The organism is Roseobacter sp. MH60115, from assembly GCF_015644665.1.
Taxonomy (GTDB): Bacteria; Pseudomonadota; Alphaproteobacteria; order Rhodobacterales; family Rhodobacteraceae; genus Roseobacter.
In genome coordinates this window covers 21401-45519 of record NZ_JADOBQ010000010.1, presented here as the reverse complement: position 1 = coordinate 45519, position 24119 = coordinate 21401, and the positions used below count along the sequence as shown (strand labels likewise).

16 protein-coding genes are annotated in these 24119 nt (G+C 58.0%); 4 read left to right on the top strand and 12 right to left on the bottom strand.

Annotated elements, in window-relative coordinates:
* Positions 1 to 12 precede the first annotated feature (12 nt).
* The 8 genes from ISX84_RS21370 to ISX84_RS21335 form a co-directional block, all read right to left on the bottom strand.
* Complete coding sequence (locus ISX84_RS21370; protein WP_195822452.1) at positions 13 to 738, bottom strand: glycosyltransferase family 2 protein; 726 nt, start codon at positions 736 to 738, stop codon at positions 13 to 15.
* A complete protein-coding gene (locus tag ISX84_RS21365; protein ID WP_195822451.1) occupies positions 704 to 1759 on the bottom strand; it encodes an NAD-dependent epimerase/dehydratase family protein in 1056 nt (351 codons plus the stop codon). The genes ISX84_RS21370 and ISX84_RS21365 overlap by 35 nt, the downstream gene beginning before the upstream one ends.
* The gene (gene gmd / locus ISX84_RS21360) at positions 1756 to 2763 is read right to left on the bottom strand and encodes a GDP-mannose 4,6-dehydratase (protein WP_195822450.1); all 1008 of its coding nucleotides are present in this window, start codon (positions 2761 to 2763) and stop codon (positions 1756 to 1758) included. Before gmd ends, ISX84_RS21365 begins: the two co-directional genes overlap by 4 nt.
* Positions 2760 to 4040: a DegT/DnrJ/EryC1/StrS family aminotransferase gene (locus ISX84_RS21355; protein ID WP_195822449.1), complete on the bottom strand. Its 1281-nt coding sequence runs from the start codon at positions 4038 to 4040 to the stop codon at positions 2760 to 2762. Before ISX84_RS21355 ends, gmd begins: the two co-directional genes overlap by 4 nt.
* Positions 4041 to 4057: 17 nt before the next feature.
* Positions 4058 to 5065: a glycosyltransferase family 2 protein gene (locus ISX84_RS21350; protein WP_195822448.1), complete on the bottom strand. Its 1008-nt coding sequence runs from the start codon at positions 5063 to 5065 to the stop codon at positions 4058 to 4060.
* Positions 5065 to 7233: a glycosyltransferase gene (locus tag ISX84_RS21345; protein WP_195822447.1), complete on the bottom strand. Its 2169-nt coding sequence runs from the start codon at positions 7231 to 7233 to the stop codon at positions 5065 to 5067. Before ISX84_RS21345 ends, ISX84_RS21350 begins: the two co-directional genes overlap by 1 nt.
* The gene (locus ISX84_RS21340; protein ID WP_195822446.1) at positions 7230 to 7997 is read right to left on the bottom strand and encodes an FkbM family methyltransferase; all 768 of its coding nucleotides are present in this window, start codon (positions 7995 to 7997) and stop codon (positions 7230 to 7232) included. Before ISX84_RS21340 ends, ISX84_RS21345 begins: the two co-directional genes overlap by 4 nt.
* A 118-nt stretch (positions 7998 to 8115) precedes the next feature.
* Positions 8116 to 9432, bottom strand: a complete 1317-nt coding sequence (locus ISX84_RS21335) for a hypothetical protein (protein ID WP_195822445.1) — start codon at positions 9430 to 9432, stop codon at positions 8116 to 8118.
* Positions 9433 to 10127: 695 nt separating this feature from the next.
* Between ISX84_RS21335 and galE the strand changes: the two genes are divergently transcribed.
* On the top strand, positions 10128 to 11129 hold the full coding sequence (gene galE / locus ISX84_RS21330) for a UDP-glucose 4-epimerase GalE (protein ID WP_195822444.1): 1002 nt from the start codon (positions 10128 to 10130) through the stop codon (positions 11127 to 11129).
* Positions 11130 to 11383: 254 nt separating this feature from the next.
* On the opposite strand, the gene ISX84_RS21325 is transcribed toward galE, so the two are convergent.
* On the bottom strand, positions 11384 to 12697 hold the full coding sequence (locus tag ISX84_RS21325) for an HlyD family type I secretion periplasmic adaptor subunit (protein ID WP_195822443.1): 1314 nt from the start codon (positions 12695 to 12697) through the stop codon (positions 11384 to 11386).
* Entirely contained in the window at positions 12694 to 14427 is a 1734-nt protein-coding gene (locus ISX84_RS21320; protein WP_195822442.1) for a type I secretion system permease/ATPase, read from the bottom strand. Before ISX84_RS21320 ends, ISX84_RS21325 begins: the two co-directional genes overlap by 4 nt.
* Before the next feature lie 472 nt (positions 14428 to 14899).
* Here ISX84_RS21320 and ISX84_RS21315 point away from each other — a divergent pair, with 472 nt between their 5' ends.
* From ISX84_RS21315 to ISX84_RS21305, 3 genes are all read left to right on the top strand, one after another.
* Complete coding sequence (locus ISX84_RS21315; RefSeq protein WP_195822441.1) at positions 14900 to 18454, top strand: hypothetical protein; 3555 nt, start codon at positions 14900 to 14902, stop codon at positions 18452 to 18454.
* Positions 18455 to 18566: 112 nt separating this feature from the next.
* The gene (locus ISX84_RS21310; RefSeq protein WP_195822440.1) at positions 18567 to 19892 is read left to right on the top strand and encodes a UDP-glucose dehydrogenase family protein; all 1326 of its coding nucleotides are present in this window, start codon (positions 18567 to 18569) and stop codon (positions 19890 to 19892) included.
* 38 nt (positions 19893 to 19930) lie between these two features.
* Complete coding sequence (locus ISX84_RS21305) at positions 19931 to 21220, top strand: hypothetical protein (RefSeq protein WP_195822439.1); 1290 nt, start codon at positions 19931 to 19933, stop codon at positions 21218 to 21220.
* Positions 21221 to 21238: 18 nt separating this feature from the next.
* Here ISX84_RS21305 and ISX84_RS21300 read toward each other — a convergent pair whose 3' ends face one another.
* Both ISX84_RS21300 and ISX84_RS21295 read right to left on the bottom strand, forming a co-directional pair.
* Positions 21239 to 21961 (bottom strand): hypothetical protein, encoded by a 723-nt coding sequence (locus tag ISX84_RS21300; RefSeq protein ID WP_195822438.1) that lies wholly within the window; start codon positions 21959 to 21961, stop codon positions 21239 to 21241.
* Between the two features lie 98 nt (positions 21962 to 22059).
* On the bottom strand, positions 22060 to 23934 hold the full coding sequence (locus ISX84_RS21295) for an acyltransferase family protein (protein ID WP_195822437.1): 1875 nt from the start codon (positions 23932 to 23934) through the stop codon (positions 22060 to 22062).
* Positions 23935 to 24119: the final 185 nt, after the last annotated feature.

Genomic DNA, 24119 nt, shown 5'->3' with positions numbered 1-24119 from the left:
TTTTCGGGCCTCTTAATCTGACCCATCCGTCAAACTTGACTTGTCACGACGCAACTCGGTCCAGAAGGCTTTGATAAAGCGCAGGCCGGTCGGGATTGCATGGGCCTGTGTATCGCCTGCCACACGCTGTCCTTCGTTTGTCGGAAATTCTGCAATCTTGAGACCAGCCTGAAACGCGCGCATCGTCATTTGGTATTCGATAGTGTAGTCAGGGGCGTCAAGCAGCAAACGGTCGGCGGCGGATTTGGTAATTGCTCGATACCCGTTGATGGAATCGCTGATGTAGGGATGTTTTCCCCGGAAAGCTGTATTGGCCATGAAGTTGAATGCATTGTTTGCCCACTTGCGCAAACGGATCAGCTGATCGTCTTCTTCGTTGTGGGCCCCTTTCATCATCCGTGAGGCGATGACAATGTCATTCCCAGCCTCAAGTAATGGTCGGAATTTAGGTAAATCCGCAGGATCCTCGTTGCCATCGGGCGAGAAAAACAGGTAGGCATCCGCCTCCACGCTCTCAAAGGCAATCTGGAACGCGTGGCCGCGCCCTCGGCGGCTTTGCTGACCGACCACGCGGATATCGTTCTCTTCGAACCACTCCACAGTGCCATCCGTCGAGCCGCCATCAATCACGACAACATCGTCATACCCCGCACCAGGACCCGGCGCTGGCACGTCGGGCATCACGATTTCTACACAGTCGCGCTCATTTCGCGTGAGGATTATCAGTGCAATTTTCATTGTCTACATACCATTCTATTGTGCGGCGCAGCCCGGTACGCAAAGGCACAGCTGCTTTGTATCCCAGCTCGGTTTGCGCTTTGGTGGTATCACAGGCGCGGCGCGGTTGTCCTGTCAGGCCTTGCGGGTTGAACGTCGGCACAATACTGCGCCCTCGCTGGCGGGAAACCTCTTCAGCGATAATGGTTGCCACCTCGCGGATAGTACATTCCATCGCCGCCCCGAGATTGACGGCTTCTGCCTTTGGAAACCGCGCCGCCACTTCGATCAGACCACGTGCGAAATCGTCCACATAGAGAAAATCGCGCGAGTGCGTACCATCACCCCAGACGTCAAAGGTATCGTCATCGGTCAGTAAAGCTTTGCGGATCAAGGCAGGAATGACATGGGAAGAGGCTGGGTCAAAATTATCACGCGGTCCATACGCGTTGTAAGGACGACCGATTGCAACTGATAACCCGTATTCCTGCGCCGTGGCTGCGCCCAGAAACTCCTCCATCCGCTTGGCCCAGCCGTATCCGGCATTGGTGGGTTCCGGTTCGTCCATGAACCCTTCGGTTTCAGGCGTGGGCACGGAACAATGTCGTGGATAGACACAAGCAGAGCTTGTGACCAGATATCGGTCAATACCCGCCTCTGCCGCAGCGGAAATGGACGACATGAATACGGATAAATTATCCATAAAGATCGAGGCCGGGTGAGTGGCGTTGTATTCCAGACCTGCGACATTTGCGGCAAGGTTCATGACCACACTGACGCGTGCCATAGCGTCTTTGGTAAAGGCCTTGTCGGTCAAATCGCCATGCAGACACTTTATCTGGTCTGCGACACTATGCAGAAAAACAGGATCCTTTTGCCGTGTCACGACAAAGGGATGTGCCCCGATTTGCAGCAATTGCTCCACCACGTGCGAGCCGATGAAGCCGCTGCCACCTAAAACCAGTACGTCACGCCCTTCAAAGAAAGCACGGGTATCCGGATGGATGTCAGCGGCCGTAACCAGAGTCCGATAGCCGGTCATGAAACGATGCGATGCAACTGCTTGTGGTCTTCCAGATCAGAATCGACCATCATTTTCACAAGATCGTCAAAACTAGTTTTAGGAGTCCAGCCTAATTGTTTACGTGCCTTTGAGGGATCACCGATCAGCAGTTCCACCTCAGAGGGGCGCAGGTAGCGGGGATCGAATTCCACATAGTCTTCCCAGTTCAACCCGACCCGTTCGAAACATTTTCTGAGGAAATCCTTCACACTCCAGGTTTCTCCGGTGGCAATCACATAATCGTCCGGAGTGTCCTGCTGCAGCATCCGCCACATGGCATCGCAATAATCACCGGCAAACCCCCAATCGCGTTTTGCATCCAGATTACCCAGATACAGCTTGTCGTCGAGACCCGCGAGAATCCGTGCAAGACCCCGGGTGATCTTGCGTGTTACAAAAGTTTCGCCACGCCGCGGGCTTTCGTGATTAAAAAGAATTCCGTTCGACGCATGCAACCCATAAGCCTCGCGGTAGTTCACCACCTGCCAATAGCTGTAAACTTTGGCGCAGGCATAGGGACTACGTGGATAGAAGGGCGTTGTCTCGCTTTGGGGCACTTCCTGGACAAGGCCAAACATTTCCGAGCTAGACGCCTGATAGAACCTTACGGTTTGGGCGCCACCTGCATTTCGGATAGCCTCCAATGTACGCAACGTACCAAGACCTACGACATCCGCTGTGTAAACTGGCTCGTCAAAAGACACCCGCACGTGGCTCTGCGCTCCGAGATTATAGAATTCATCAGGCTCCACTTTCTCAATCAGCTTCTCCAGCCGGGTACCATCGGTGAGCTCCCCATAATGCAGGTGAAACTTTGCATCAGGGTTTTGAACTTCTTCAAAAAGATGAATGATGCGTCCACTGTTAAACGACGATGACCGACGAATGATCCCGTGCACCTCATAGCCTTTGGACAGGAGAAGCTCCGCAAGATAGGAACCATCCTGTCCGGTGATGCCGGTAATAAGTGCTGTTTTTGTCATGTGAGCCCTTCAATCACGCGCGTAGCGATATAGTCGATATCCTGGGATGTCATGAAGGGATGCGTCCCCCAATATAGCCCGCAATCCATTATCCTGTCGGCGCCCGCCAGATCATTCGCACATCGGTGTGGGATGTGAGACATGGCCGGTTGGCGCGCGAGGTTGCCACAGATCACTGGTCGGGTTTCAACACCCGCAGCCTCCAGGTGCGCTTGAAGTTTATCGCGCACTGCTGTGGACTGACAGATCACGGGATACCCGAACGGTGCGGGAGACACCCGTGTGTCAAACTGCATGATCTGTAATATATCTTTCTCGGTGATGGGACGTAGCGCCTCGGCCAGCTTCTCTCCGACATCACGTCGTGCTTCATTGAAAGAATCCAACCGCTTCAACTGAATTCGACCGATTGCGGCGTTCAAATCGGTGGAGCGCAGATTGAAGCCCGTTGTATGAAACAAGAAACGCGCATCGATGTGCGGATATTGGCTGGCAATGTGATCGCCACCCTTCATATGCCGAACCCATCCATGCGCGCGCATGGCCCGCATAAGATCTGCAAGATCATCATCATCCGTGACCACCATACCTCCTTCGATGGTCGTGATATGGTGGGCAAAATAAAAGCTATAGGTCCCGATATGGCCAAAGGTACCGCATTGCTGGCCATCCAACTGCACTCCCAGGCTCTCACAGGTATCTTCGAAGAACCATAGATTGTGCGCTCTTGCGATATCACGGGTTGCCGCTGCATCCATCGCGCCTCCCAACACATGCACTACTGCGATCGCAGCAGTTTTATCCGTGATGGCGGCCTTGATCGCAGCAGGTTGCATTTGCAATGTCGCAGGATCACAATCCACAAAAACAGGCACAGCTCCAACCTGAACAAACGGCCAGATTGTCGTCGACCATGTGAGCGCCGGAACAATGACCTCATCTCCTGGCTTGATGGGCTTCAGCCCTGAAGGTACGGGACAAATCGGGTTGGCGAGAGCAAATGCACCCAGCAGATTTGCAGAAGAGCCTGAGTTGACCATCAGAGCGTGGCGCGCGCCAACATAGTCAGCAAATTCCGCCTCGAAAGCCGCAACTTCCTTACCCATTGTCATATAGCCGCTGTCTAGAACGTTTTTCGCCGCGGCAATTTCCTCCGCTCCGAGTGTGTTGACGTTCAAGGGAACATGGCGCGCGTCAGTCATGGTTTGTGTCTTTTCTGCTGGAGTACCGCTGAAGTGGTACATCGCTGGTTTTTTCCATTGCAGGTCGGTTAGCACATAGGTTCCACGGGATTCTAGCCCACAACCTCTGCCGCAATCCCTTTGAGACTGGTTCCGCTGTTCCCTTGCAGATGTAGAGCATCCTGCCACGACTGTGCAGTATCGCAAGATACAAGAACACGATCCGGCAAAACGGCAGCCAAAGGCTCTATTGCCTGTGCAGGTAGCGCGGCGGGAGACTGGAAATGCCACATTCTATAGGCCAGATGCCCCGCCTCAATCAAAGAGGCACCAAGCGCATCAGCCAAAGCAGGTAGCGCGGTGGGCAATACTTCGGACAGACCCAGCATCTCGAAGCTGTCGCGGATAAACGCAGACGACTTTGCCTGTTGTGCGGCGTGTTCACCAGAAACCGAACTGTCACTGACGCGATAGGAATACAGTGCTGCCTCGACCATGGCCGGTTTGAAAAAACGCAGCCAATGGCTCCACAGGGCATAGTCTTCACAATGCCGCACTTCTGCAGAATGAGGATACCCTCCAAGCACTTGATAGATCTGTTTCCGCGCGATCACGCTCCCATGCGGAAACGGGCAGCCTCCCTCGACAAAAAACTTAAGAATGCCGCCCCAATCCCCTGGACGTATATGTGTATCAATCTCATCGCCTGTGGAATTAATCCGTGTCATACCTGTTGCACAGATCGTCAGATCAGGATCTGACTTGAAAAGCGCCATCTGCGCGGCAAGCTTCCCATCCAGCCAGAGGTCATCCGCATCCATACGTGCGATCAACGGATGCCGGGCCGCATCAATCCCTCTGTTCAAAGCCCCTACGATGCCTTGGTTCCGATCAAGGCGCAGCCAGGTCACTTGAGCGGCAGCGGAACCCAGTTCACCCGCGAGGCTTTCAACCGGAACAGGACTACCGTCATCAATCAGGAGAACTTCGCAAGGCGCATCATAAGACTGGTCGAAAACCGATGACAGTGCATCGCGCAATAACCGGATGTTGTCTTCAGACACATGACGGAAAAAAACTGGCAAAACGACACTGATGCCAAGATGTGTGTCGGCTGACATTACAGAGCACCCTTTTGCGACTTTCTAATCAGTTCCCAAGCTATCTGCATATGTATGATCTCTTCTTCCTCAAAGGGCGGCCGCTGCACCCCGGGGAAAGAAGCAAGCTCTGCCCAGAAACGTTTGGCCGGGAAACGTGTTGCGATCGCTTTGGCACGGTTTTTAACCTTGGTCTGACATACCTTGAAGTGTGGTTCGTCCTGTTTAATCTCCGCATTGCCGTCGCCAATAAGGCGGTATTCACAAACAGCTTCTGGCAAAGGTTCCATCCGGAATCCAGCCTGCAGCATTTTCAACAAGAAGTCATAATCCTCCATATAGTGAATGGTTTCATCAAACCTGATACCCGAATTTAGAATGGCATCTGTGCGGACGATGAAGCTGTTAAAGGTGATGAAATTCCCGGCAAGCAGCCCAACTGCGGGTCGCAACCCATGCTGCACAAACGGTTCGCCAGAGACGGGCAGCGCATTTGAGATGCCAAAGGCAAAATCTGCAGATCGGTCACGCAGGACATTGGCCAGACGTTCCCCAAAGCCCGGCAAATAGTGGTCGTCATCGTCAAGGAAACAAAGCAGATCGTATTTGCTTTGATTTTCGCACAGATAATCCAGCCCGACGTTACAAGGATATCCCCGCCGCTTTTCCACCTCATCGGCATGCAGGACCACCACAGGGGAGGAGCCGGATTTTTTGTCCGCTGCGGCCAGTCGCCTGCTGACGAACCCAAATTTGTCCTGATCGCCATGTACGATCACGCAAGGCGTCATAGCGATGGACTGGCTACGCACTGAGGCAATCGTTTCGTCCAGCAACTCCATCCGGTTGCCTTGGGTGCGAATGACGCACAAGGCGGTTGGCGCGTGCGGCAATCTCTTGGTGCTGATTGCTGGCGGGCATGGCTGCTCGGACAGATTTCGTAAAAACTGCGCGCGTACGGCATAAGACCGGGTTTCCTGCCACGAAGATTTGCCCACAGATTGTGTTTGGTGATGCCAGCGATACCGGTAAAGATATTGGTCAATACCCTTGATGGGCTCACGTATCGCTGTGCGAAGCGCAAAATCGAAGTCTTGAACACCGGCAAATCGCGTATCGAAGCCGCCAAGTTCTTCGAAAAGGTCCTTGCGAAAGGCAACCATATGGCCCGCCAGCATGCCTTTGTCGAACATATTCGTCAGGGCATGTTCACGTTTACGCTGCCGGATTTGCTTACCGTTCTTGTCCATGTCGATCATCAGGGATGTAAAATATCGACACCTCGGGGCCTTGATAATTTCGCTGTTGAGCGTTGGCAGCGCCTGAGGTTCCAGGGCATCATCACAATCAAGCAAAACAATCCAGGAATGTCGCGCCGATGCGATTGCAAGATTCTGTGCCCCTGCAATCCCATGATTTTGCCCATCGGAAAGAATTGTCGTTTGCGCAAGCAGTTTCTCAGGTATGAGTGCGCGCAGATCGTCATCTGCAACATTGGGGTCGTCATTGAAAATAACCCATTCAACGGGCTGCTTGCAGTACTCGAGCGTAGCAAGAACGCTCTGCGCACAGGTTTCAAAATACGCCACATGTGTGTGAAATGGTGTAACAACTGAAAAACTTGCATTGGTGCGCGCACCCGCTGTCTCCGGCACCCTGACAGCCGCGAGCATCTGCTGAACCACGCTCCCACTGCCAACGTGCATGTGCAGCGGCATTGCGGATAACCCAGGGTCCCCAAATTTCTGAATCATCTTCTTGCTCTGTCGCCGGTACTTTCGAGAGCCGCGATCATCAAACTTCGTTGAAGCTGATAGAAATCTGTCAGGATTTCGCTTTTTCACGGAGCGTTGCAGGCCTCCCACTTTTCCTGGAGCGACATGTTTTGCGATGGCTGCACCGGCAAATGCGAGCTTGCGCTTGAATGTTTCCAGAAGTGGTTTCCAAGGACGCCGAAGTATCCTGGTAAGCTCGATCTCAAGCATTTCGACGCGCGGGCGCTCACCTTTCCGCTCTACCTGTCGATTGGTGCCGGAACTTTGACGGTCTATCGCTTCATAGCCAACGATCTCGAAATCGACGTCCAGTGAATTTTTCGCCTCTTTGAGCGCATTTTCGTTCATCCGCTGGGATAGAATACGCTGCAGATAATCATAGCCTTCTAAATTAGATGGATGATCTTTGCTCATGAAGGACCTCCCGGCAGCTGAGACGCAGGATCTGGCAGATCTATCGCCATTGAAATCAGGTTTTCGCCCAGGACGATGAAATCCCGGTCTGACTGAACAAGACGCCTGAGTACAGGCTGCGCAGTTCTAGCCTTGGGCAGCATCCAGTCGTGAAGCTCCACGATAATGAGCGGGGTTTCATCGATCCATTTCGCATCGCAATTAAAGACGCCTTCTTCGGCACCTTCGATGTCGATTTTAACAATATAGGGAACACATGTCTCACGATGTGCCGCGAAAATTTCATCTATTGTAACTGCAGAAACCGCCGCTGTTTCAACATGAGTTTCATCAAGAGATCGCGTTCGATAAGCCCATTCACCATCTCCCGGGTCCTCAACAACCACACAACCCGGCTCTGCGGCCAAAGCGACGGGCAGGGGCAGAACTGGCAGCGACCGCGTGTTGGCAAGCAGCAATCCGTAATTGCTCGCTTCAGGTTCAAGCGCAACAATCAGTGCGTCCGGCGCCTGTGCAGACAGAACGATACAGCTCAACCCGATGTTTGCCCCCGCATCCACGATCAGAGGCCGCCGCGGCGTTGCCCTGCAGCGGTCTAACCAATCCACCAATTCACTTGCACGGTGCGTTCTTGAAAGATGCAGTGCCTTATCAACAAATATGTCACCAACCAGCATTGTGTCACTGGAATCATTTCGAAGATACACATCCCGCGTCGCTTCACCGGTGCGTAGCTTCATGATCTTGAGATCTGGCTTTTTCATCGTCTTGGGCTTCCAGCGGCAACGATCATCTTCGTCAGTCTGTGCAACATGATCGCTTCGGCGTTTGCAAGCAGGTTTTGCGCGAATACAGGTTCGACCGTTGTCTTAAACGCGTAAGTTACTGGCAATTTCGCAGAATATGAATAGAGGCCCCAACCGTGGTTTGTTCCGCACATCTGGCACGCATCTGCTGCGCAAAGAACGCCAGATGGCGGTTGGCCCATTCAGGTGCGCCAAGTGTAACTGGGTCACGGAAAACAACGATATCTGATGTCACCAATCGCTCCAGCGACTGCTCGCGCGTCATATCTTTTGTGATGTCATAAACCACTGTATCCAGCGCGAGTTGATTGTATCTCTCGTGGTTGACTTCGCGCGCCAGCAGGATCGTTTCGACATTAAAGGCTGGCTCATCGCTTGCAAGGGTCACGGAAAGTGGCTGATTTTCAGAGATTTCGTTTAGAAGAGCATCAGCCCCCATGACAGCTGTCATATCGAACCTGACCGCTGCCGGTAACGCCAGCAATATCGCTAGGACCGTACCTGCCAGTATTGGTGTCGTCCCAGAATGGGTCGAGGAGGCGCTTCGCGGTGAGACAAAAGCTGCCAGGCAAAACGGTAGTGCTGCCCAGACTGGCCAGAAAAAGCGTGCATCTTTATTAGGGCTGCCAGCGGCGATCCAAAGGTATCCCAGCACCGCCAGGCATATGAACAGAGCCGCAACACGCTGGTGTTTGGAGGCAGGAAACAAAAAAGCCATAACAATCAGGCTGGTCAGGAGGCCCCAATACCATATGCCGAGTTCCGGCAACGTCGTGGCAAGATACTCCCACCGACCCAGTCCATCGTTGTAAAATGCCGAAAGACTGCCGAAGGAAGAAGTCGAGGCATGCGCGATGTAGTTATCAAGATACCTTAAGAAGATGAGCAGAGGGATGAATATCGAAATTGAGCATCCCAACAACTTTTGCCTGCTGGCAGCCCATCCACCGTTATAAAAAGAGAGCGCCAATCCGGCTGCGCCGGCAACGCCGGCAAAATATAAGAAGGTCAGTTTGCTAAGCAGGCCCACGCCAAGGATCCAACCCCAGACAAGTCCCCGAAGAATATTGTCCCTTCGAGAAGGCGTTCGGTCTCGATCACCTGCCTCGGCGATCACCAGCAAAAGCAGGCAGGCTACTGTGAGGCTCAACAACCCATCTACGAGAAAAGGCGCAGGAGCCATTGCCAAAGGTGCGGCCACAAGCGTTGACAGGGCAGCAACCACCATCGCAACGCGCAATATCTCAACCTTTACCGCAAGGCGAATGAGGATCAGAATTTGCACAAAGCACAGAAGCGCAAGACTGGCTGAACCGAGAGCTAATTTATGCGGCGCACCTTCGACAGATCCGAAAGGAACCAGAAGCATAGCCAGAACCGGCGATTTTGACATGGCGCCCAGGCATCTATTCACATCGCTCAGACTGAGGTCATAAATAGCGCGGTTTACGCAGACAGCACGGTGTAAGAAGTATAGCTCATCCCATGAAGGCACTAATCTTTGGTAAGATACCGCAATAGGCGCCAACAAAAGCACCATCAACAGCACCCAAACAGTTTGGGGTACGACTTCTGAAAAAATCCTGTTGGTCCGTACGGGCGATCTCATAATTTATACGCTTTTGCCCATGCCTGATTTTGGTGAGGCGGTTTTTTCACACTTTCCCGAATGTGTCGAGCAATACAAATTAAAGGGGCACTTTTCATTTTCTACCCTTCGAGTAGTCTTCCGTTTCGATAAAATTTACACTTTAAAATGTGCCCAAGTTGAGAAGTGGTTGCAGTCAGGTAAAAACGTCATGTACAGCTCACTAGAGCCCATACGTCATGAAATTGAGAAGCCCTGAAAATGATCGGTGCGGGTAGGGTTTTTGCAGATATTCGGCATATCCAACCAGTACGGAACCTCCATTCAAGAGCGGGTTGATGCTTGAAATTCCTGACAGGCTGGCTGCCTTCCTAGAAAGCCATCCAAAGAGTACGACAAGCTTGCCTAGGCGGAATTCGATGACTATCAAACCAAAACAGCCTCAAGGATGCCTCCCTGTGTGCAAATAATCTTATGCTTTCAGTGAATTGGACTAGATAATGCCTCTCAACAGAAACGTTTTGGTTGCGGGGGGCGCGGGCTATATCGGCTCTCACACGGTGCTGGCGCTGCAGGAGGCGGGGTTCAATCCGGTTGTCTATGACAATTTCTCCAGCGGTCACCGGGATGCGGTCTTCTCGGACCATGTGGTCGAAGGCGAACTTTCCGACAGCGCGCGTCTGAGGCAGGCGATGACCGACCATCAGATCGGCAGTGTGGTGCATTTCGCTGCGCTCATCGAGGCGGGCCAGTCCGTGGTCGAACCGCTGCTCTTTTACCGCAACAACGTGGCTTCTACCGTATCACTGCTGGAGGCGATGCAGGCCGCGGGGGTCGACCGGCTGGTGTTCTCCTCCACCGCGGCCGTCTATGGCAATCAGGCCGATGCCGGGCTGCTGCATGAAGGGTTGCCCGTCCAGCCCATCAACCCCTATGGCCAGACCAAGGCTGCCGTGGAAGCGATGCTGAAAGACGTGGCCGCCGCCTCCGGCCTCAAGGCCATCGCCCTGCGCTATTTCAATGCCTCGGGCGCGGATGCGCGCGCGCGCACCGGGGAACGGCATGACCCCGAAACTCATCTCATTCCGCTGGTTCTGCAGACCGCAGCCGGGGACCGCACGCAGATCACGGTTTTCGGGACCGATTACCCGACCGAGGACGGCACCTGCATCCGCGACTACATCCACGTCACCGATCTGGCGCGCGGCCATGTGGCCGCCTTGGAAAAGCTGCTCTCAACCGACGAGGCGGCAGGGGGGGTCACACCCATCAACCTCGGCACCGGGCAGGGCTATTCCGTGCGCCAGGTGATCGAGACCGCCAAACGGGTCACCAACCGGGCCTTCACCGTAGTGGAAAGCGACCGCCGTCCGGGCGATCCTGCCGCGCTTGTCTCCGATCCATCGCGTGCGCATGATGTCCTAGGCTGGCGCGCCGAGCATTCCTCACTGGAAAACATCATCACCGATGCCTGGAATTTCATGCAGCGCGGCATGTCCTGAGGGCCATCGCAATTTCTCAAGTGAGGCGTTGCAAAGATCAGCACCCGCTCGGAACTCAAATTTACCGATGCCAGAGGTCAACCGAAGGTCAGCTTCAAAGCACACGGGTAGAACATATTGCGGGGAGGCTTGCCCTTGTGATATGCAAGCCAAAGATAATCAAGATTATGTAAATTTAAAGCTGAATATCCGCAGGATCAATCGCGCCCGCCTTGGCAGTGAGGGCGCTTTTAAACCTGCCACGCCTGCACGGCTCACCCTTCGCGAAAGGCGCGCGTGAAGTAATCGGTGAGCGGTTTGGCCAGATAATTGAGCGGTGATCTCTCGGCCGTCTTGATGAAGGCTTCGACCGGCATGCCCGGCAACAGGATCTGGCCGTTCAGCTTCGCCATCTCACCCTCCTTCGGGATCAGTTCGACCTGGTAGTAGGACACGCCTGTGGCCTCATCGATGAAGACATCCGCAGACAGCTTTGTCACCTGCCCGAAAATCTCCGGTGTCATACGCTGGTCGAGGGCGGCAAAGCGCAGGGAAGCTTCCTGTCCCACATAGACCTGATCCACATGGATGGGATCGACCCGCGAGGACACAATCATCGGCTGGTCCTGCGGAATGATATACATGATGGCCTCGGCCGGGGAGACCACCGACTGCAGGGCAAAGACACGGCTGCCATAGACCACGCCACTGACCGGCGCACGCAGGTCCATGCGCGACAGGGTATCCTTGGTGCTGAGGCGCCGCTGCACCAGTTCCACTTCCTGAAACTGCAGGTCGCGCAGGGTGGTGATCGCCTCTTCGCGCAGACGCGAGGTCAGGGCGATGCGTTCGATGTTCAGCGCGGCGATCTGACCGCGCAACTGCGCCACGCTTGCGGTGATGCTGCCAATCTCGCCCAGCAGCCGCGCCTGCTCCCGCTGCAGGGCAGAGACGCGCGACACGGGCGCCAGGCCCTTTTCAAAGAGCTGCTGGCTGTCGGCCAGTTCGGTCTCGATCAGACCTTTCTGCGTCTCCAGCGCCTCGAGCTGTGCGGACGCCCCATCAATCTGATTTTCCGCCTGCGCGATCTGTTCGATGATCTGCTCGGCACTTTGCTGCAGGGATGTGGCGCGCGCCTCGAAGAGCTGCGCCTGACCGTCGATCAGGGCCTGCACCGCAGGGTCCTCGGCAGCCAGTTCCTGCAATTCCTCCGACACCGGCAGCTCTGAGAGCCCGTCCCGCTCTGCCTGCAGGCGGGCCTTGCGGGCAAGGATTTCAAAAAGCTGCCCCTCGATGATCGCAAGCTCGGACCGCAGCTGCGTGTCATCAAACTTCAGCACCACGTCCCCGGCCGCGACCTGATCCCCGTCTTTCACCAAGAGCGCGCCGACGACGCCGCCCTGCGGGTGCTGCAGCACCTGGCGGTTCGATTCCACCTGGATCATGCCAGAGGCGATCACAGCCCCTGCGATGCGGGCCTGCACGCTCCACACGCCCAACACGCCCACCAGCACCAGCAGGGCAAAAGCCCCGATGAACAAGGGGCCCTTTGCGGTCCATTTCCGAGGTGTCTGTGGGGCTGCGCTCATGATTTCTTTGCCGTTGCGATGGATTGCTTGATGTTCTGGACGTTGCTCACCATGGATTTGAGCACCTCGTCGCGGGGGCCGTCGGCCTTGATCTGTCCGCCGTCAATGACCACCAGCCGGTCACATTCGGAAATCGCGGAGGGGCGATGCGTGGTGATGATGACCGCCCGGTTGCTGGCCTTGAATTCACGCACCGCCCGGTTCAAGGCTACGGAGCCGTCGTTGTCCAGTGCGGAATTGGGCTCATCCAGGATCAGCAGGACCGGGTCCCCGTAAAAGGCGCGTGCTAGGGCGATGCGCTGGCGCTGCCCGCCCGACAGCTGGCTGTCATCCCCCTGCACAACCGTGTCGTAGCCGTCCGGCAGGGACAGGATCATCTCATGGGCATTGGCGCGCTTTGCAGCTTCGACCACCTTTGCCTCATCGGGCTCGGTCGACATGCGGGCGATGTTCTCCGCAATCGTGCCCGAGAAGAGGACGACATTCTGCGGCAGATAGCCGATGTAGGCGCCCAGATCATCGGGATCGTACTGATCCAGCGTCGCCCCCCCGAACCGGACCTCTCCGGTGGCCACATGTGTCAGGCCCAAAAGGGTTTTCGCCAGTGTCGTCTTGCCCGACCCGCTTTTGCCGATGACCCCCAGGGCCTCCCCTGCCCCCAGGTAGAAGGAGACGCTCTTCAGGGTCGGGAACTTGGCCCCCGGGGACATGACCGACACGCCGGCAAAGGAGACATTCGCCTCCGGCTGCGGCAGGGTCAGTGCTTTCGGGGCCTCGGGTGTGGTTTCCAGCAAGGCGCCAAGCGCGGACCAGGCTGCCCGCGCGCGCTGCACCATGGCCCATTGCCCGATGGTCTGTTCAATCGGCGCCAGCGCGCGACCCAGCAGAATCGAGCCTGCAATCATCGCCCCGGCGGTCATTTCCCCCCGGAGCACCAGATAGGCCCCCACGGCCAGCATGGCAGACTGCAAAAACAGCCGGAATGACTTTGTCGTCGCGGAAAACAGACCTGTCCAGTCGCTGGATTTCACGGTCTGCTCAAGAGAGACGTCGCGCATCTTGTGCCAGCGCGCGGAAACCGCAGGACCCATCCCCTGCGCCCGGACAACCTCGGCTGACCGGCGGGCCTGTTCGGCAAAGCCGCTGGCATGGCTGGAGGCGTGCTGTGCCTCCATTGTCTTACTCCGCGTCAGAAACCCATTCAGCAGCGTGATGATGACCAGCATCCCGCCGCCAAAGATCGCCACCCAGCCGAGCCAGGGGTGGAAGATGAAGATCGCGCCCAGAAAGAACGGCGTCCAGGGAATGTCGAAAAGCGCCAGCATCACCGGCGAGGTGAAAAGACCCTGCACCGATTCCAGATCCCGCAGCCCGCCGGCAGGGTTTGCCCGTTCCTTGGGCAACAGAGCGCGTTTGAGCACGGCCCTGAAAACCCGGTCATCCAGTTGCGCCTGAAAGCGTGCGCCAAAGCGCGCCAGCACCCGCCCGCGCGCATAATCGAGCAGCGCCATCAGCCCGTAGAGCGCCCCCACCAGGGCAAAGAGGGCCACCAGGGTCTCTTCGGAGCGCGATCCCAGCACGCGGTCATAGACCTGCAGCATGAACAGCGGGCCGGTCAGCATCAGCAGGTTCACGAAGATACTGAACAGGAACACGGCCCACAAAAGCCAGATGCCTGCCCGACGGGCTTCGCGCAGCTCGGGAAAACCCGGTTTGGTATTCGCTTTCATCTGTTCATCGCCACATTGAATAATTTCCGCGCAACCTGATCGCCGACGGCCCAAATGTCACGGTCTTATTGCATGACCGAGCATATTCCCACCGAGTGGTCCCGCGGGATTTTCGCTGAAAACCTGTAAAGAATGATAAATCCACCCCTTATCCGCAAGTCCTTCCGTCGGTGCCCGCTCAGATCACCTGCGTCCTGCGGATAAATGCGCGCAATTCTCCCCGAAAGCAGAGCGGTTCGCCCCCGGTGCGGACCGCGCGCAGGCCTGTCAAAAAGGGGTATTGGCGGCGCCAGAGCACGCACGGTTAACGGGACCTTGAGATGGCCCGCGTATCACACAAGACGGCCTGCGGGCTGACCTCATAAAGACTGACCATGAATTCCAATTGTACTAACCGGACGGCGCTTCTCATACCGTCCGGCGCCGCATCAGGCAAAGTTCGATCAACGTCCACCAAGACAAAGGAATTTGAATGCCTCGGTTTTCTTTACGAAACACACTGACAGGCACCAGAACAGAAATAGAGGGTCCAACACCCCTGCAGCTGCGCGAATGGCTTTCCAGCGGGGCCTATACCGTGCAACGCCTGTCCGCCGAGGCACCGGCGCCCCTCTTTATCCCGCCCGGGTATCACCCGGAACGCACGCTCGCACAGCCGATGCAGCACAATCTGCCGAAGGGCACGCAGAACATCGCCACAAACAGTCTGGACGGTCAGGGCAGCCTTGTCGTTGCCTTCGATTTCTCTGATCTTGACGGGTCGGGTGGCGGGCTGATCCTGGAACAGGGCGGTGTCACGCTGGGGCTTTACATCGGCTTTCGGGCCAATGGCGATCTGGTTTCGCGCTGCGGAAGTGGTATGTCTGAGCTGGATGACGATTGTGCAATCGCAGTGGTCAAGGCGGAGGATGTGCCCGCCGCGGGACAGTATATTGGTGAATTCACGCAATTGGGTGATGGCAGGGTGCGCGTTCGGGTCTGGATCAACAGAATTTGGCTTGCCTCGGTGACATCGCTTGCGGCGGCGAGCGGGCTTTTTGGCTCCGACAGCGGGCGCTATCTGTCCACCGGCGGCACAGGTGCCGTTGTGCAAGAGATATCGCCTGGTGTTCCGGAAGCCACGCATCTGCCGGGCGGGGCCTTTGGCAATGCCCGCATCTACGTCAATCAACCGGTCACCGAAGACGCCGGCACCCTGCCGCTCTACGATGTGCCACGCCAGGTCCAGAATGTCACGCTGATCCCGGCCGCCGGGGTGCTCGGCATCTACTGGCGCTCTGCCATATCGGAGCAGGAGCCGCCCCTGCAGGGCTATCAGGTCGAGATAAACGGCACCGTCCTGCCCGAGTTCTTTGATCACACAAGCGCCTATCTGCAGGATCTTGCCAACCTGACCTATGACGTGCGGGTCCGGGCAGTGAATGCACGCGGCAGGCCCGGCGCCTGGAGCGAGCTGCACCGGGCCACGGTGACGCAAGACCTGCCGCCCCCGATGGCGACAACCCTGTCGGATACCGTTTCCTTCAACGGTGTCACGCTGACGCTTGATCGCCCCATGCCCGTGGGCCAGACCGTGGACGGCAGGCCGGTGATCATCTCCGCATCCGATTTTGCCATCACAAGCGTCACCCCCGCCTCGGGCGTGCAACCGGGCGGCAATACCATCGGCAACGGCATGATGCGCGATCCCAGCTGGTTCCGGCAGGGCCGGACCCAGGGCTTTGACGAACTCATCGCCAATGGCAACGATGCCACGACACGGGTGCCCTATGTGCCTGAGCTCAATATCGACCCGGCGGTGAGTGGCCCGCTGCAGATCACGCAAGGTGCCGCCACCTCGCTGGTCAAGTCGATCCGTCTTGATCAGGCCCAGCGTCCCTGGGCCGATGCCCCCTCACAGCAGTGGGCGATCGGGGATTATGCAGTCTTCTCCGTCATGCCGCGCCCGCTGCCCGCAGACGCCTTCCGCCCGGCCATCACAGCGCTGGACAAGACCCGGCATCTGAAGTTTGCCCGGACCCTGCACATGGACGTGCTGCGCGATCTGACGCCCCCGCAAAGCTATCTGTTCGATTATGACACGGTCCTGGCCAATACCGCCCTCGATCATGCGTTCTACGGGACGGATAACGGCGAATTGCAGAATGTTTTCGGCCCGGATGACAACTATTCCACCCAATGGCAGGACCGGCGCAAACTGGCCTGGGCGGCGCTGCACAGCAATGTGCTGACGCTGGAGCAGAAACGTGAGCTTGCCTATATCATGATCACCCACGCGCTGGACCTCGAAGCCATTGTCGATGCGGGCTGGATCGGACGGCAGGGCGCGGGACAGGCGCTCGGGTTCATTCCCTACATGTATTTTGGCGGCTTTCTGCTGCAGGACCCCGGTCTGCTGGAAAAAGCCCGCAACACGCTGTCATCGGAGCTGGGGCCGGGGCGTCACGCTTATGTCCCGCAATCACGGATCGGCAAATCCGGCGCCTATCCGGACAGCAATGATCAGTATAACGCGCCGTTCCTGCCGGAGCATGTGGGGACCGCCCATATCTACGGCGACGCCAAGGGCGCCGCGATCAATGCACGTTACTCATCCCTGATCCAGGATGGGGCCGCCCTGGCAACGCTGGCAATGATCCTGCTGCAGAACGGTCCCGATGGCGAGAACGGCATCGAGGCGATCACCGGCAACGCCGAGCCCATCGGTCCGGACAACCCGACCTCGGCGCCGATTGCCACCCTGGATGCCTACCGCGAGGTGCACACCCGGGGCGATGCGCGCCGGTATTATAACGCCTGGCGGGATTTTGCGGGTCCGCGCTATACCGAAGCGCCCAAGCAATTGCCCAAGCTTGGGAGCGATGCGGAGTTTCTGGCCATCAGGAACGGCGTGTCCTGGGACTGGAGCGATCAGCGCGACGGGGTCTCGGGCACCTACGCGCATGCCGACATCCGCTATTCCCTCGACCAGCGGTCCTGGACCGAAATGACCGGTCTGGACAAAACCGGCTGGTGGACCGGTCTCATGGCCGGGGCGAAATACTACATGGGCATCCGCTATGTGGACACACAGGGCCGCAAGGGGATCTGGACCGAAAACCGCGGTGGCGTCGGCCCGGAGGTCTATGTCGTCACCCCGACCGGCGGCAGCCCCGCCGCCGCCCCGGTCAGCACACGTGCGCCGGCCGTGACCTACAGACCCTTCCTCGACGCCGGGATGCCCTTTTTCAATGTCATCCCGGACGGCGGCACAATTCCGCGCGAGGCGGTCGACATCTACCCCTCCATCGGCGACTGGACCGGCTCCCCCGTGCCGACCTACCGCTGGAAGCTGCGCCGGAACGGCATGGATATCACCGAATACGCGCCTTTTGCCCTGGATCAGGGCGGAGACTGGGCCGAGGTCAACAAATACACCCGCACGCAGGAAGACTATTCGACCTTGCCGAATGACACCTGGCTGGAGGTCGTGATCGAAGCCAGCAACGCCAATGGGATAACAGAGGCGGTCAGCCCGCGTATCTTCATGCCGCAACGCGTCACCCTGTCCGCCAATGTCCTGATGGACACCGAATTTACCGATGCCTTCCGCCTCGATCATCGCGACCTTTGGGATGACATTGCCATCGCCAATGGAACCAAATCCCTGTCGAACGACTTCTACAGCAGCGGGGCCTCAACTCCGGGCTATGTTTTCAACAGCAAGGACGGATCAAATGCCACACTCCGTATTCAGACCCAGGAGTTCGGACGGGCCGGAGACCGGTATCGCGTCAATGCAGAAATCATCACGGGATCAAAAGGCAAGACACGCGCCAGTATCCGCGCAGGGTCTACCATTTCCGAGATTGGCACCTATACCGCCGGCGTCGATCCGCGGGTCGTAAGGATCAAGGATGCTATCCATACCGTTCCCGCCTCCGCTGAGGGCAAGCGCATCACCTTCGATCTGTTCCTGTCGAGCGTGGGCGGTGGCACGGCCGGGGCGGGACTGGGGATCATCAGCCTCAAAATCGAGCGCATATAAACAGGGCGGCGGGGACCGCGTGACAGCAGTTCGCCCCCCGCCCTGTTACTTTGTGTTGACACAAATTGATGTCACAAGCATCTAGGCACCGGATGAGCCAAAGGATGTTACTATGCGTATTACGATGATCGGTACTGGGTATGTGGGGTTGGTTTCAGGGGTTTGTTTCTCAGACTTTGGCCATGACGTCATTTGCGTCGACAAGGATCAGTCCAAGATCGAGATGCTGGAGCGCGGCGAGGTGCCGATCTATGAGCCGGGTCTCGATACGCTGATGGCCAAGAATGTCGCCGCAGGCCGGCTGACCTTCACCCAGGACCTCAAGGCTGCTGTTGACGGCGCGGATGCCGTGTTTATCGCTGTGGGCACGCCGACACGGCGCGGTGATGGCCATGCGGACCTCACCTATGTCTATGCCGCCGCCGAAGAGATCGCCCATGCGATCACCGGCTATACGGTTGTCGTGACCAAATCCACCGTGCCGCTTGGCACCAATCGCAAGGTACAAGAGGTGATCGAAAAGGCCCGCCCCGGGCTTGATTTCGATGTGGCCTCGAACCCTGAATTCCTGCGCGAGGGGGCGGCGATCGACGATTTCATGCGCCCCGACCGGGTTGTGGTGGGCGCCGAGACCGAGCGCGCCGCCGAGGTGATGTCCGAGATTTACCGCCCGCTCTTCCTGCGGGACTTCCCGATCATCACCACCGATCTGGAAAGTGCGGAGATGATCAAATATGCGGCCAACGCCTTTCTGGCCACCAAGATCACCTTCATCAATGAGATCGCAGCCCTCTGCGAACGCACCGGCGCGGATGTGAAGCAGGTCTCCAAGGGGATCGGGCTTGATAACCGCATCGGCAACAAGTTCCTGCACGCAGGCCCCGGCTATGGCGGCTCGTGCTTCCCCAAAGACACCAAGGCGCTGGCGCGCATCGGGCAGGAGCATGCGATCCCGATGCAGATCACCGAGACCGTGATCAAGGTCAACGAAGAGATGAAACGCCGGATGATCTCCAAGATCACCGACCTTTGCGGCGGCTCTGTGAACGGGCTGACCGTGGCGGTGCTGGGCGTGACCTTCAAACCCAATACCGATGACATGCGCGACGCACCGGCCCTGACCATCGTGCCCGCCCTTGTGGGCAGTGGTGCTACCGTGCGCGTCTCGGACCCGCAGGGGCGGCATGAAGGCCAGGCCCTGCTGCCCGGCGTGGAATGGATCGAGGATGCCTATGCCGCCGCCGCAGACGCGGATGCGGTGATCCTGCTGACGGAATGGAACGAGTTCCGCGGCCTCGATCTGGAACGGCTGGCACAGGCGATGCGCACGGCGCGGATGATCGATCTGCGCAATATCTACAGCCACGAGGATGCCACGCGCGCGGGGTTCGCCGCCTATGCCTCCATCGGGCGGCGGGATGCCGAGGACGCGGCCTGAGCTTGTAAAAGTGCAGGCTTTCTGTTGAGGTTTTACCCATGCGCTGGCTCTTTCGCCTGTTCCTGATCCTCCTGCTGGCCCTCGGCCTTGTGGGTTTCGGTATGGTGGAGCGCGATCCGATCATCGCCAAGACCGAGCCGCCCAGTTCCAAGGACGTGCGCGAGGCGCGGGCGCTGGTGCAGAGGATCCGCTTTCTGTCGCGCAGCCCAGAGGCCTCGGAGCAGGTGCTGGAGGTGCCCGCCGCCACGGTCGAGGGCGTCTTGCGCATGGGCGCACGCATGGTGCCGGGGTTTCGCGGCAAGACCGAGTTGGAAGAGGGTCAGCTGCGGGTTCTGGCCGCGGCGCCCATCCCCAAGACCAAGGGCGCTTTCTGGGTCAACCTCGATGTCTCCGTGCCTTCCTACACAGGCGAATTGCAACTCAATGAGGTGCGGATCGGTCGGATTTCCCTGCCCCCTGCGCTGGCGCTCTGGATCGGGCGGGTGGGGGCCGATCTCTTCATGGGGGCGGGCAGCAGCGAGGCGATCATGACCGCCGTCGAACAGTTGGACGTCACACCGGAGCAGATCACCGCGCGGCTTGATCTGGATGTCTCACAGCGCAGCGAGATCGCGGCCCGGGTCTTTGGTACCCTGCGCGGCGGCACCCTGCCCTCTGCCCCCGAGATCGACCGCTATTACGTGGCGATCCGGGAAGCGCTGGATGACGGACGCCTGCCCACACGCGGCAGCTTCATACCGCATCTGCGCTTTGCGCTGGAAATGGCCGCCGAGGACACAGGCGCAGACAACCGCGCCAATGCCTATACGGCGGCGATCTTTGCGCTGGCCGAGGCCTGTGGGGCCAGCGAGTTCGGCCTGATCTCGGAACGGCTGGTGCCGGACTGGACGGACGCCGGGCGCGACTGGCAGAACGGCTGCTCCAAGGTCACCTTTGCAAACCGCATCGACTCCAAGCGGCATTTCGTGACCGCCTCGGCCATTCAGGCGGCCAGCAACCGCGGCGTGGCGGTCTCCATCGGGGAGTTCAAGGAGCTTTTCGACAAGACCCGCTCGGGCGGGTTTGATTTCACCGATATCACCGCGAATAATTCCGGCATCCGGCTGGCCAACCGGATGATGGGTGCGCCCGCCGACGACTGGCCGCGCCTGCTGGGCCGGATCCAGACCGAAAGCGACGTGCTGGCCTCCTTCGAGGGCATCCCCGGGTTGATGCCGCGCAAAGAGTTCGACGACCGCTTCGGCTCCGTGGACAGCCCTGCCTATCGCGCGATGCTGGACCGCATCGAGACGCGCATCGACGGGTTGCCCCTGCACGCAACACCCTGAAATTGGAAAGCAGGGATCCTAGGCCCTGCGCCTTCTGCCCACCAGCAGCAGAAAACCTGACAAAAGCAGCAGCGCCGAGGCGGGGAGCGGCACAACCGCCGCATCAATCGGCCGGGTGGTACAATCATATACGTCCAGAATCTGACCCTGATCGTTATACACATAACAATCGACCATCCGGGTTCCGAGCCAGAAGCCCCGCTGGGTGCTGTAGATACTTGTGATGGAAGATAACTCCCCTCTCACCTGCTCGAACACCTTGAGCGGCTTGCCGTCCACGAGAAGCGGACCACTGCGCGGCGTCAGAGCATCTCTTGCAGTGCTCGAACTGGAATACCGGCTGCCATGGCCAACATTGGAGTAGATATCCCATAGGACAATTGCGCCGTTGCGATCAAATTTCATCTGCCCGACGACGCTGTCATAGCCTTGAAGGCCGTAAGCCCCGGACACTCCGGGCACGCCGACATCCTGAATAACGCCGACGTCGAAAGAGATCGTTTTCTGAGCCAGCGGTGATGTTTCCCAAACGCCGTCTACAGAAAATGCGATATACGAAGAGGACCTGAGGGTTGTTTTGTCCCGGAACCGCACACCTTCGCCGGACGAATAGCTGACATCATAGCTATATGAGTAGTATTCATAGGTGAAGCTGGTCAGTGGTTCAATTGTCACTGCGGAAACGGGACGGCCCTGCCCCAGCATGAGCAGCGCCAAAACTGCCGATATGAAAAATCTCATAAGTCTTTCCATTTCCAATGAGCTTCGGCACGCGCCAGAGGCTTGCCACTCTATCAGCATCGTTCAAAGGGTCAGCGATGTCACATGCAAATAGCCGCTTACCAGCCCTCGGCCTGCAGATGCTGGGCCAGACCTGCGCCGACCTGTCTGGCCGCCTGACCGGAAAAATGGTGGCTGTCCACATACATCAGCTGACCATCCTTCACCGCGGTGCAATGGGCCAGATCAGAGCAGAGCAGGGATACCGTGTCGATCACCCGCATGGTCTTGGGCACGTCCAGCGTGGCGACGGCCTCGGTGAAGTCCTGCCATACGGTCGTTTCGGGGGGCAGATTATGCAACCGTTCCGGCCCCTGCATCAGAAAGGCGTTTTCGAACCTGGGAAACTCGAACCGCGGCGCGAGCAATAATGTCTTGGCACTGCGGGGCGCCCATTCCTGCATCACATTGCGGATATAGCTTTGTGTCGCCTCGTCGCGCTGGAACTGATTGGCGAGAATGACCCAGTCATCGGCCCGCAGGTGTTTGTCCAGCAGGGTGCGGACAGCTGCGCAATTGGGCGGGAGCCCCGCCTTGTCCAGAAGGAGCGGACAGGCGGAACTGGTGATCTGGATGTGGTCTATGCCATTCAGGGTCAGCGCACTTGAAATATCCGCCGCATGGCTGTCCCCGACCACGATGAGGCGCGGCGCCCGGGCGCCCTGTTCCTCGGGCGCGCAATCCCAGTGGCCCAGGAAGTCCTCCAGCGTCCGGTGCGGACCCTTGCGGTTGAAATTGCAGACCCCCGACCGGATGTCGGCATGACGCACCGCGCGCAGCTCTGCCAGCCGCTCCTGCCGTATTTCGTACCCGGCAGGCAGCCGGTTCGGAAAGCCATTGGCGAAATGCCCCACAAGCCCGACGGCAAGGATCAGGGCACTGGTCAGAGCGCTTGCCGTGAACACCTGCGGGCGCGCTGCCAGCAGCGGCCCCGCCCGCCGGAAGGGCTGTTCCACATAGCGCCAGCTGATCCAGCCCAGAACCAGGCTGACCGCAGAGAGCCCCAGCATGGCTGCAGGCGTCGGCGGGAGCCAGAGCTGCAACCGCGCAAAGACGAAAAGCGGCTGGTGCCACAGATAGGCCGAATAGCTGATCAGGCCGATACCGACCAACGCCCTGGTGGAGAGCAGCGCAGCAACCCAGGTGCCGGGCCCGGCAAAGAGGATGACGAGGCAGGTCCCCCCCACCGGCAGGAGCATATAAAGCGATGGCACCGGCGTGCTGGTGTCATAGAGGAAGACGGCAAGCAGGATCATCCCCAGACCGGCCGCCGCCGGCAGGTTGCGGGCCCGGGCCGGCCCCCCCTGCAGCACAAAGGCACAGAGGCTGCCGGCCAGCAGCTCCCAGGCGCGCGACGGCAGCAGGTAGAAATTGGCATCCGGCAGATGCCGCCAACCCCACTCGCTCCACGCCAGGCTGAGCAGCAGGATGGTGATCAGAACCTGCACGACACGGGACCGGCCAAACCGCCACAGCGCCATCAGCAGCAGCGGGAAGAGCAGGTAGAACTGCTCCTCAACTGCCAGGCTCCAGGTGTGCAGCAGGGGCTTGAGTTCCGCTGACCCTTCGAAATAGCCGCTTTCAAGCAGAAAGAGGATATTGGAGGAGAAAGTGGCGACAGCAACCAGGCTCTGGGAGAAATCGACAAACTGGGCCGGCACCATCAACACCCAGGCAAAAGGCAGGCAGACAAGCGCCACCACGATCAGGGCAGGCAGGATGCGGCGCGCCCGGCGTTCGTAGAAATGCAGCAGGCTGAAGCGTCCGGCCGACATGTCTTTCAGCATCAGTGACGTGATCAGATAGCCCGACAGGACAAAGAAGACGTCCACGCCAATGAAGCCACCACTGAAAACCACGATCCCTGCATGGTAGAAAATGACGGATAAAACAGCCACTGCCCGCAGGCCGTCTACGTCGGGGCGATAGTGCATCCTGGCTCGCTATACGAATGTAATCTCAACTGATTACACGCATAGCACGAATCAGTAGCATTTTTTTAGGACAGATTAGCGTTTCATTAAAGTTTACGGATCATTTTCTTAAAACCAATCACACCTGAATTACGCGGAAATCGGCGCTCATTCCCGTAAAACGAGCAGCCATCCGCCCATCTACT

Bases quoted from the DNA above. Each gene is read 5' to 3' on its own strand.
- ISX84_RS21305 (WP_195822439.1), top strand. From the start codon at position 19,931: ATGCGCTGGCTCTTTCGCCTGTTCCTGATCCTCCTGCTGGCCCTCGGC.
- ISX84_RS21310 (WP_195822440.1), top strand. From the start codon at position 18,567: ATGCGTATTACGATGATCGGTACTGGGTATGTGGGGTTGGTTTCAGGG.
- ISX84_RS21315 (WP_195822441.1), top strand. From the start codon at position 14,900: ATGCCTCGGTTTTCTTTACGAAACACACTGACAGGCACCAGAACAGAA.
- ISX84_RS21335 (WP_195822445.1), bottom strand. From the start codon at position 9,432: ATGTCAAAATCGCCGGTTCTGGCTATGCTTCTGGTTCCTTTCGGATCT.
- ISX84_RS21300 (WP_195822438.1), bottom strand. From the start codon at position 21,961: ATGAGATTTTTCATATCGGCAGTTTTGGCGCTGCTCATGCTGGGGCAG.
- ISX84_RS21365 (WP_195822451.1), bottom strand. From the start codon at position 1,759: ATGACCGGCTATCGGACTCTGGTTACGGCCGCTGACATCCATCCGGAT.
- ISX84_RS21350 (WP_195822448.1), bottom strand. From the start codon at position 5,065: ATGTCAGCCGACACACATCTTGGCATCAGTGTCGTTTTGCCAGTTTTT.
- ISX84_RS21295 (WP_195822437.1), bottom strand. From the start codon at position 23,934: ATGCACTATCGCCCCGACGTAGACGGCCTGCGGGCAGTGGCTGTTTTA.
- gmd (WP_195822450.1), bottom strand. From the start codon at position 2,763: ATGACAAAAACAGCACTTATTACCGGCATCACCGGACAGGATGGTTCC.
- ISX84_RS21345 (WP_195822447.1), bottom strand. From the start codon at position 7,233: ATGAGCAAAGATCATCCATCTAATTTAGAAGGCTATGATTATCTGCAG.
- ISX84_RS21325 (WP_195822443.1), bottom strand. From the start codon at position 12,697: ATGAGCGCAGCCCCACAGACACCTCGGAAATGGACCGCAAAGGGCCCC.
- ISX84_RS21370 (WP_195822452.1), bottom strand. From the start codon at position 738: ATGAAAATTGCACTGATAATCCTCACGCGAAATGAGCGCGACTGTGTA.
- ISX84_RS21340 (WP_195822446.1), bottom strand. From the start codon at position 7,997: ATGAAAAAGCCAGATCTCAAGATCATGAAGCTACGCACCGGTGAAGCG.
- galE (WP_195822444.1), top strand. From the start codon at position 10,128: ATGCCTCTCAACAGAAACGTTTTGGTTGCGGGGGGCGCGGGCTATATC.
- ISX84_RS21320 (WP_195822442.1), bottom strand. From the start codon at position 14,427: ATGAAAGCGAATACCAAACCGGGTTTTCCCGAGCTGCGCGAAGCCCGT.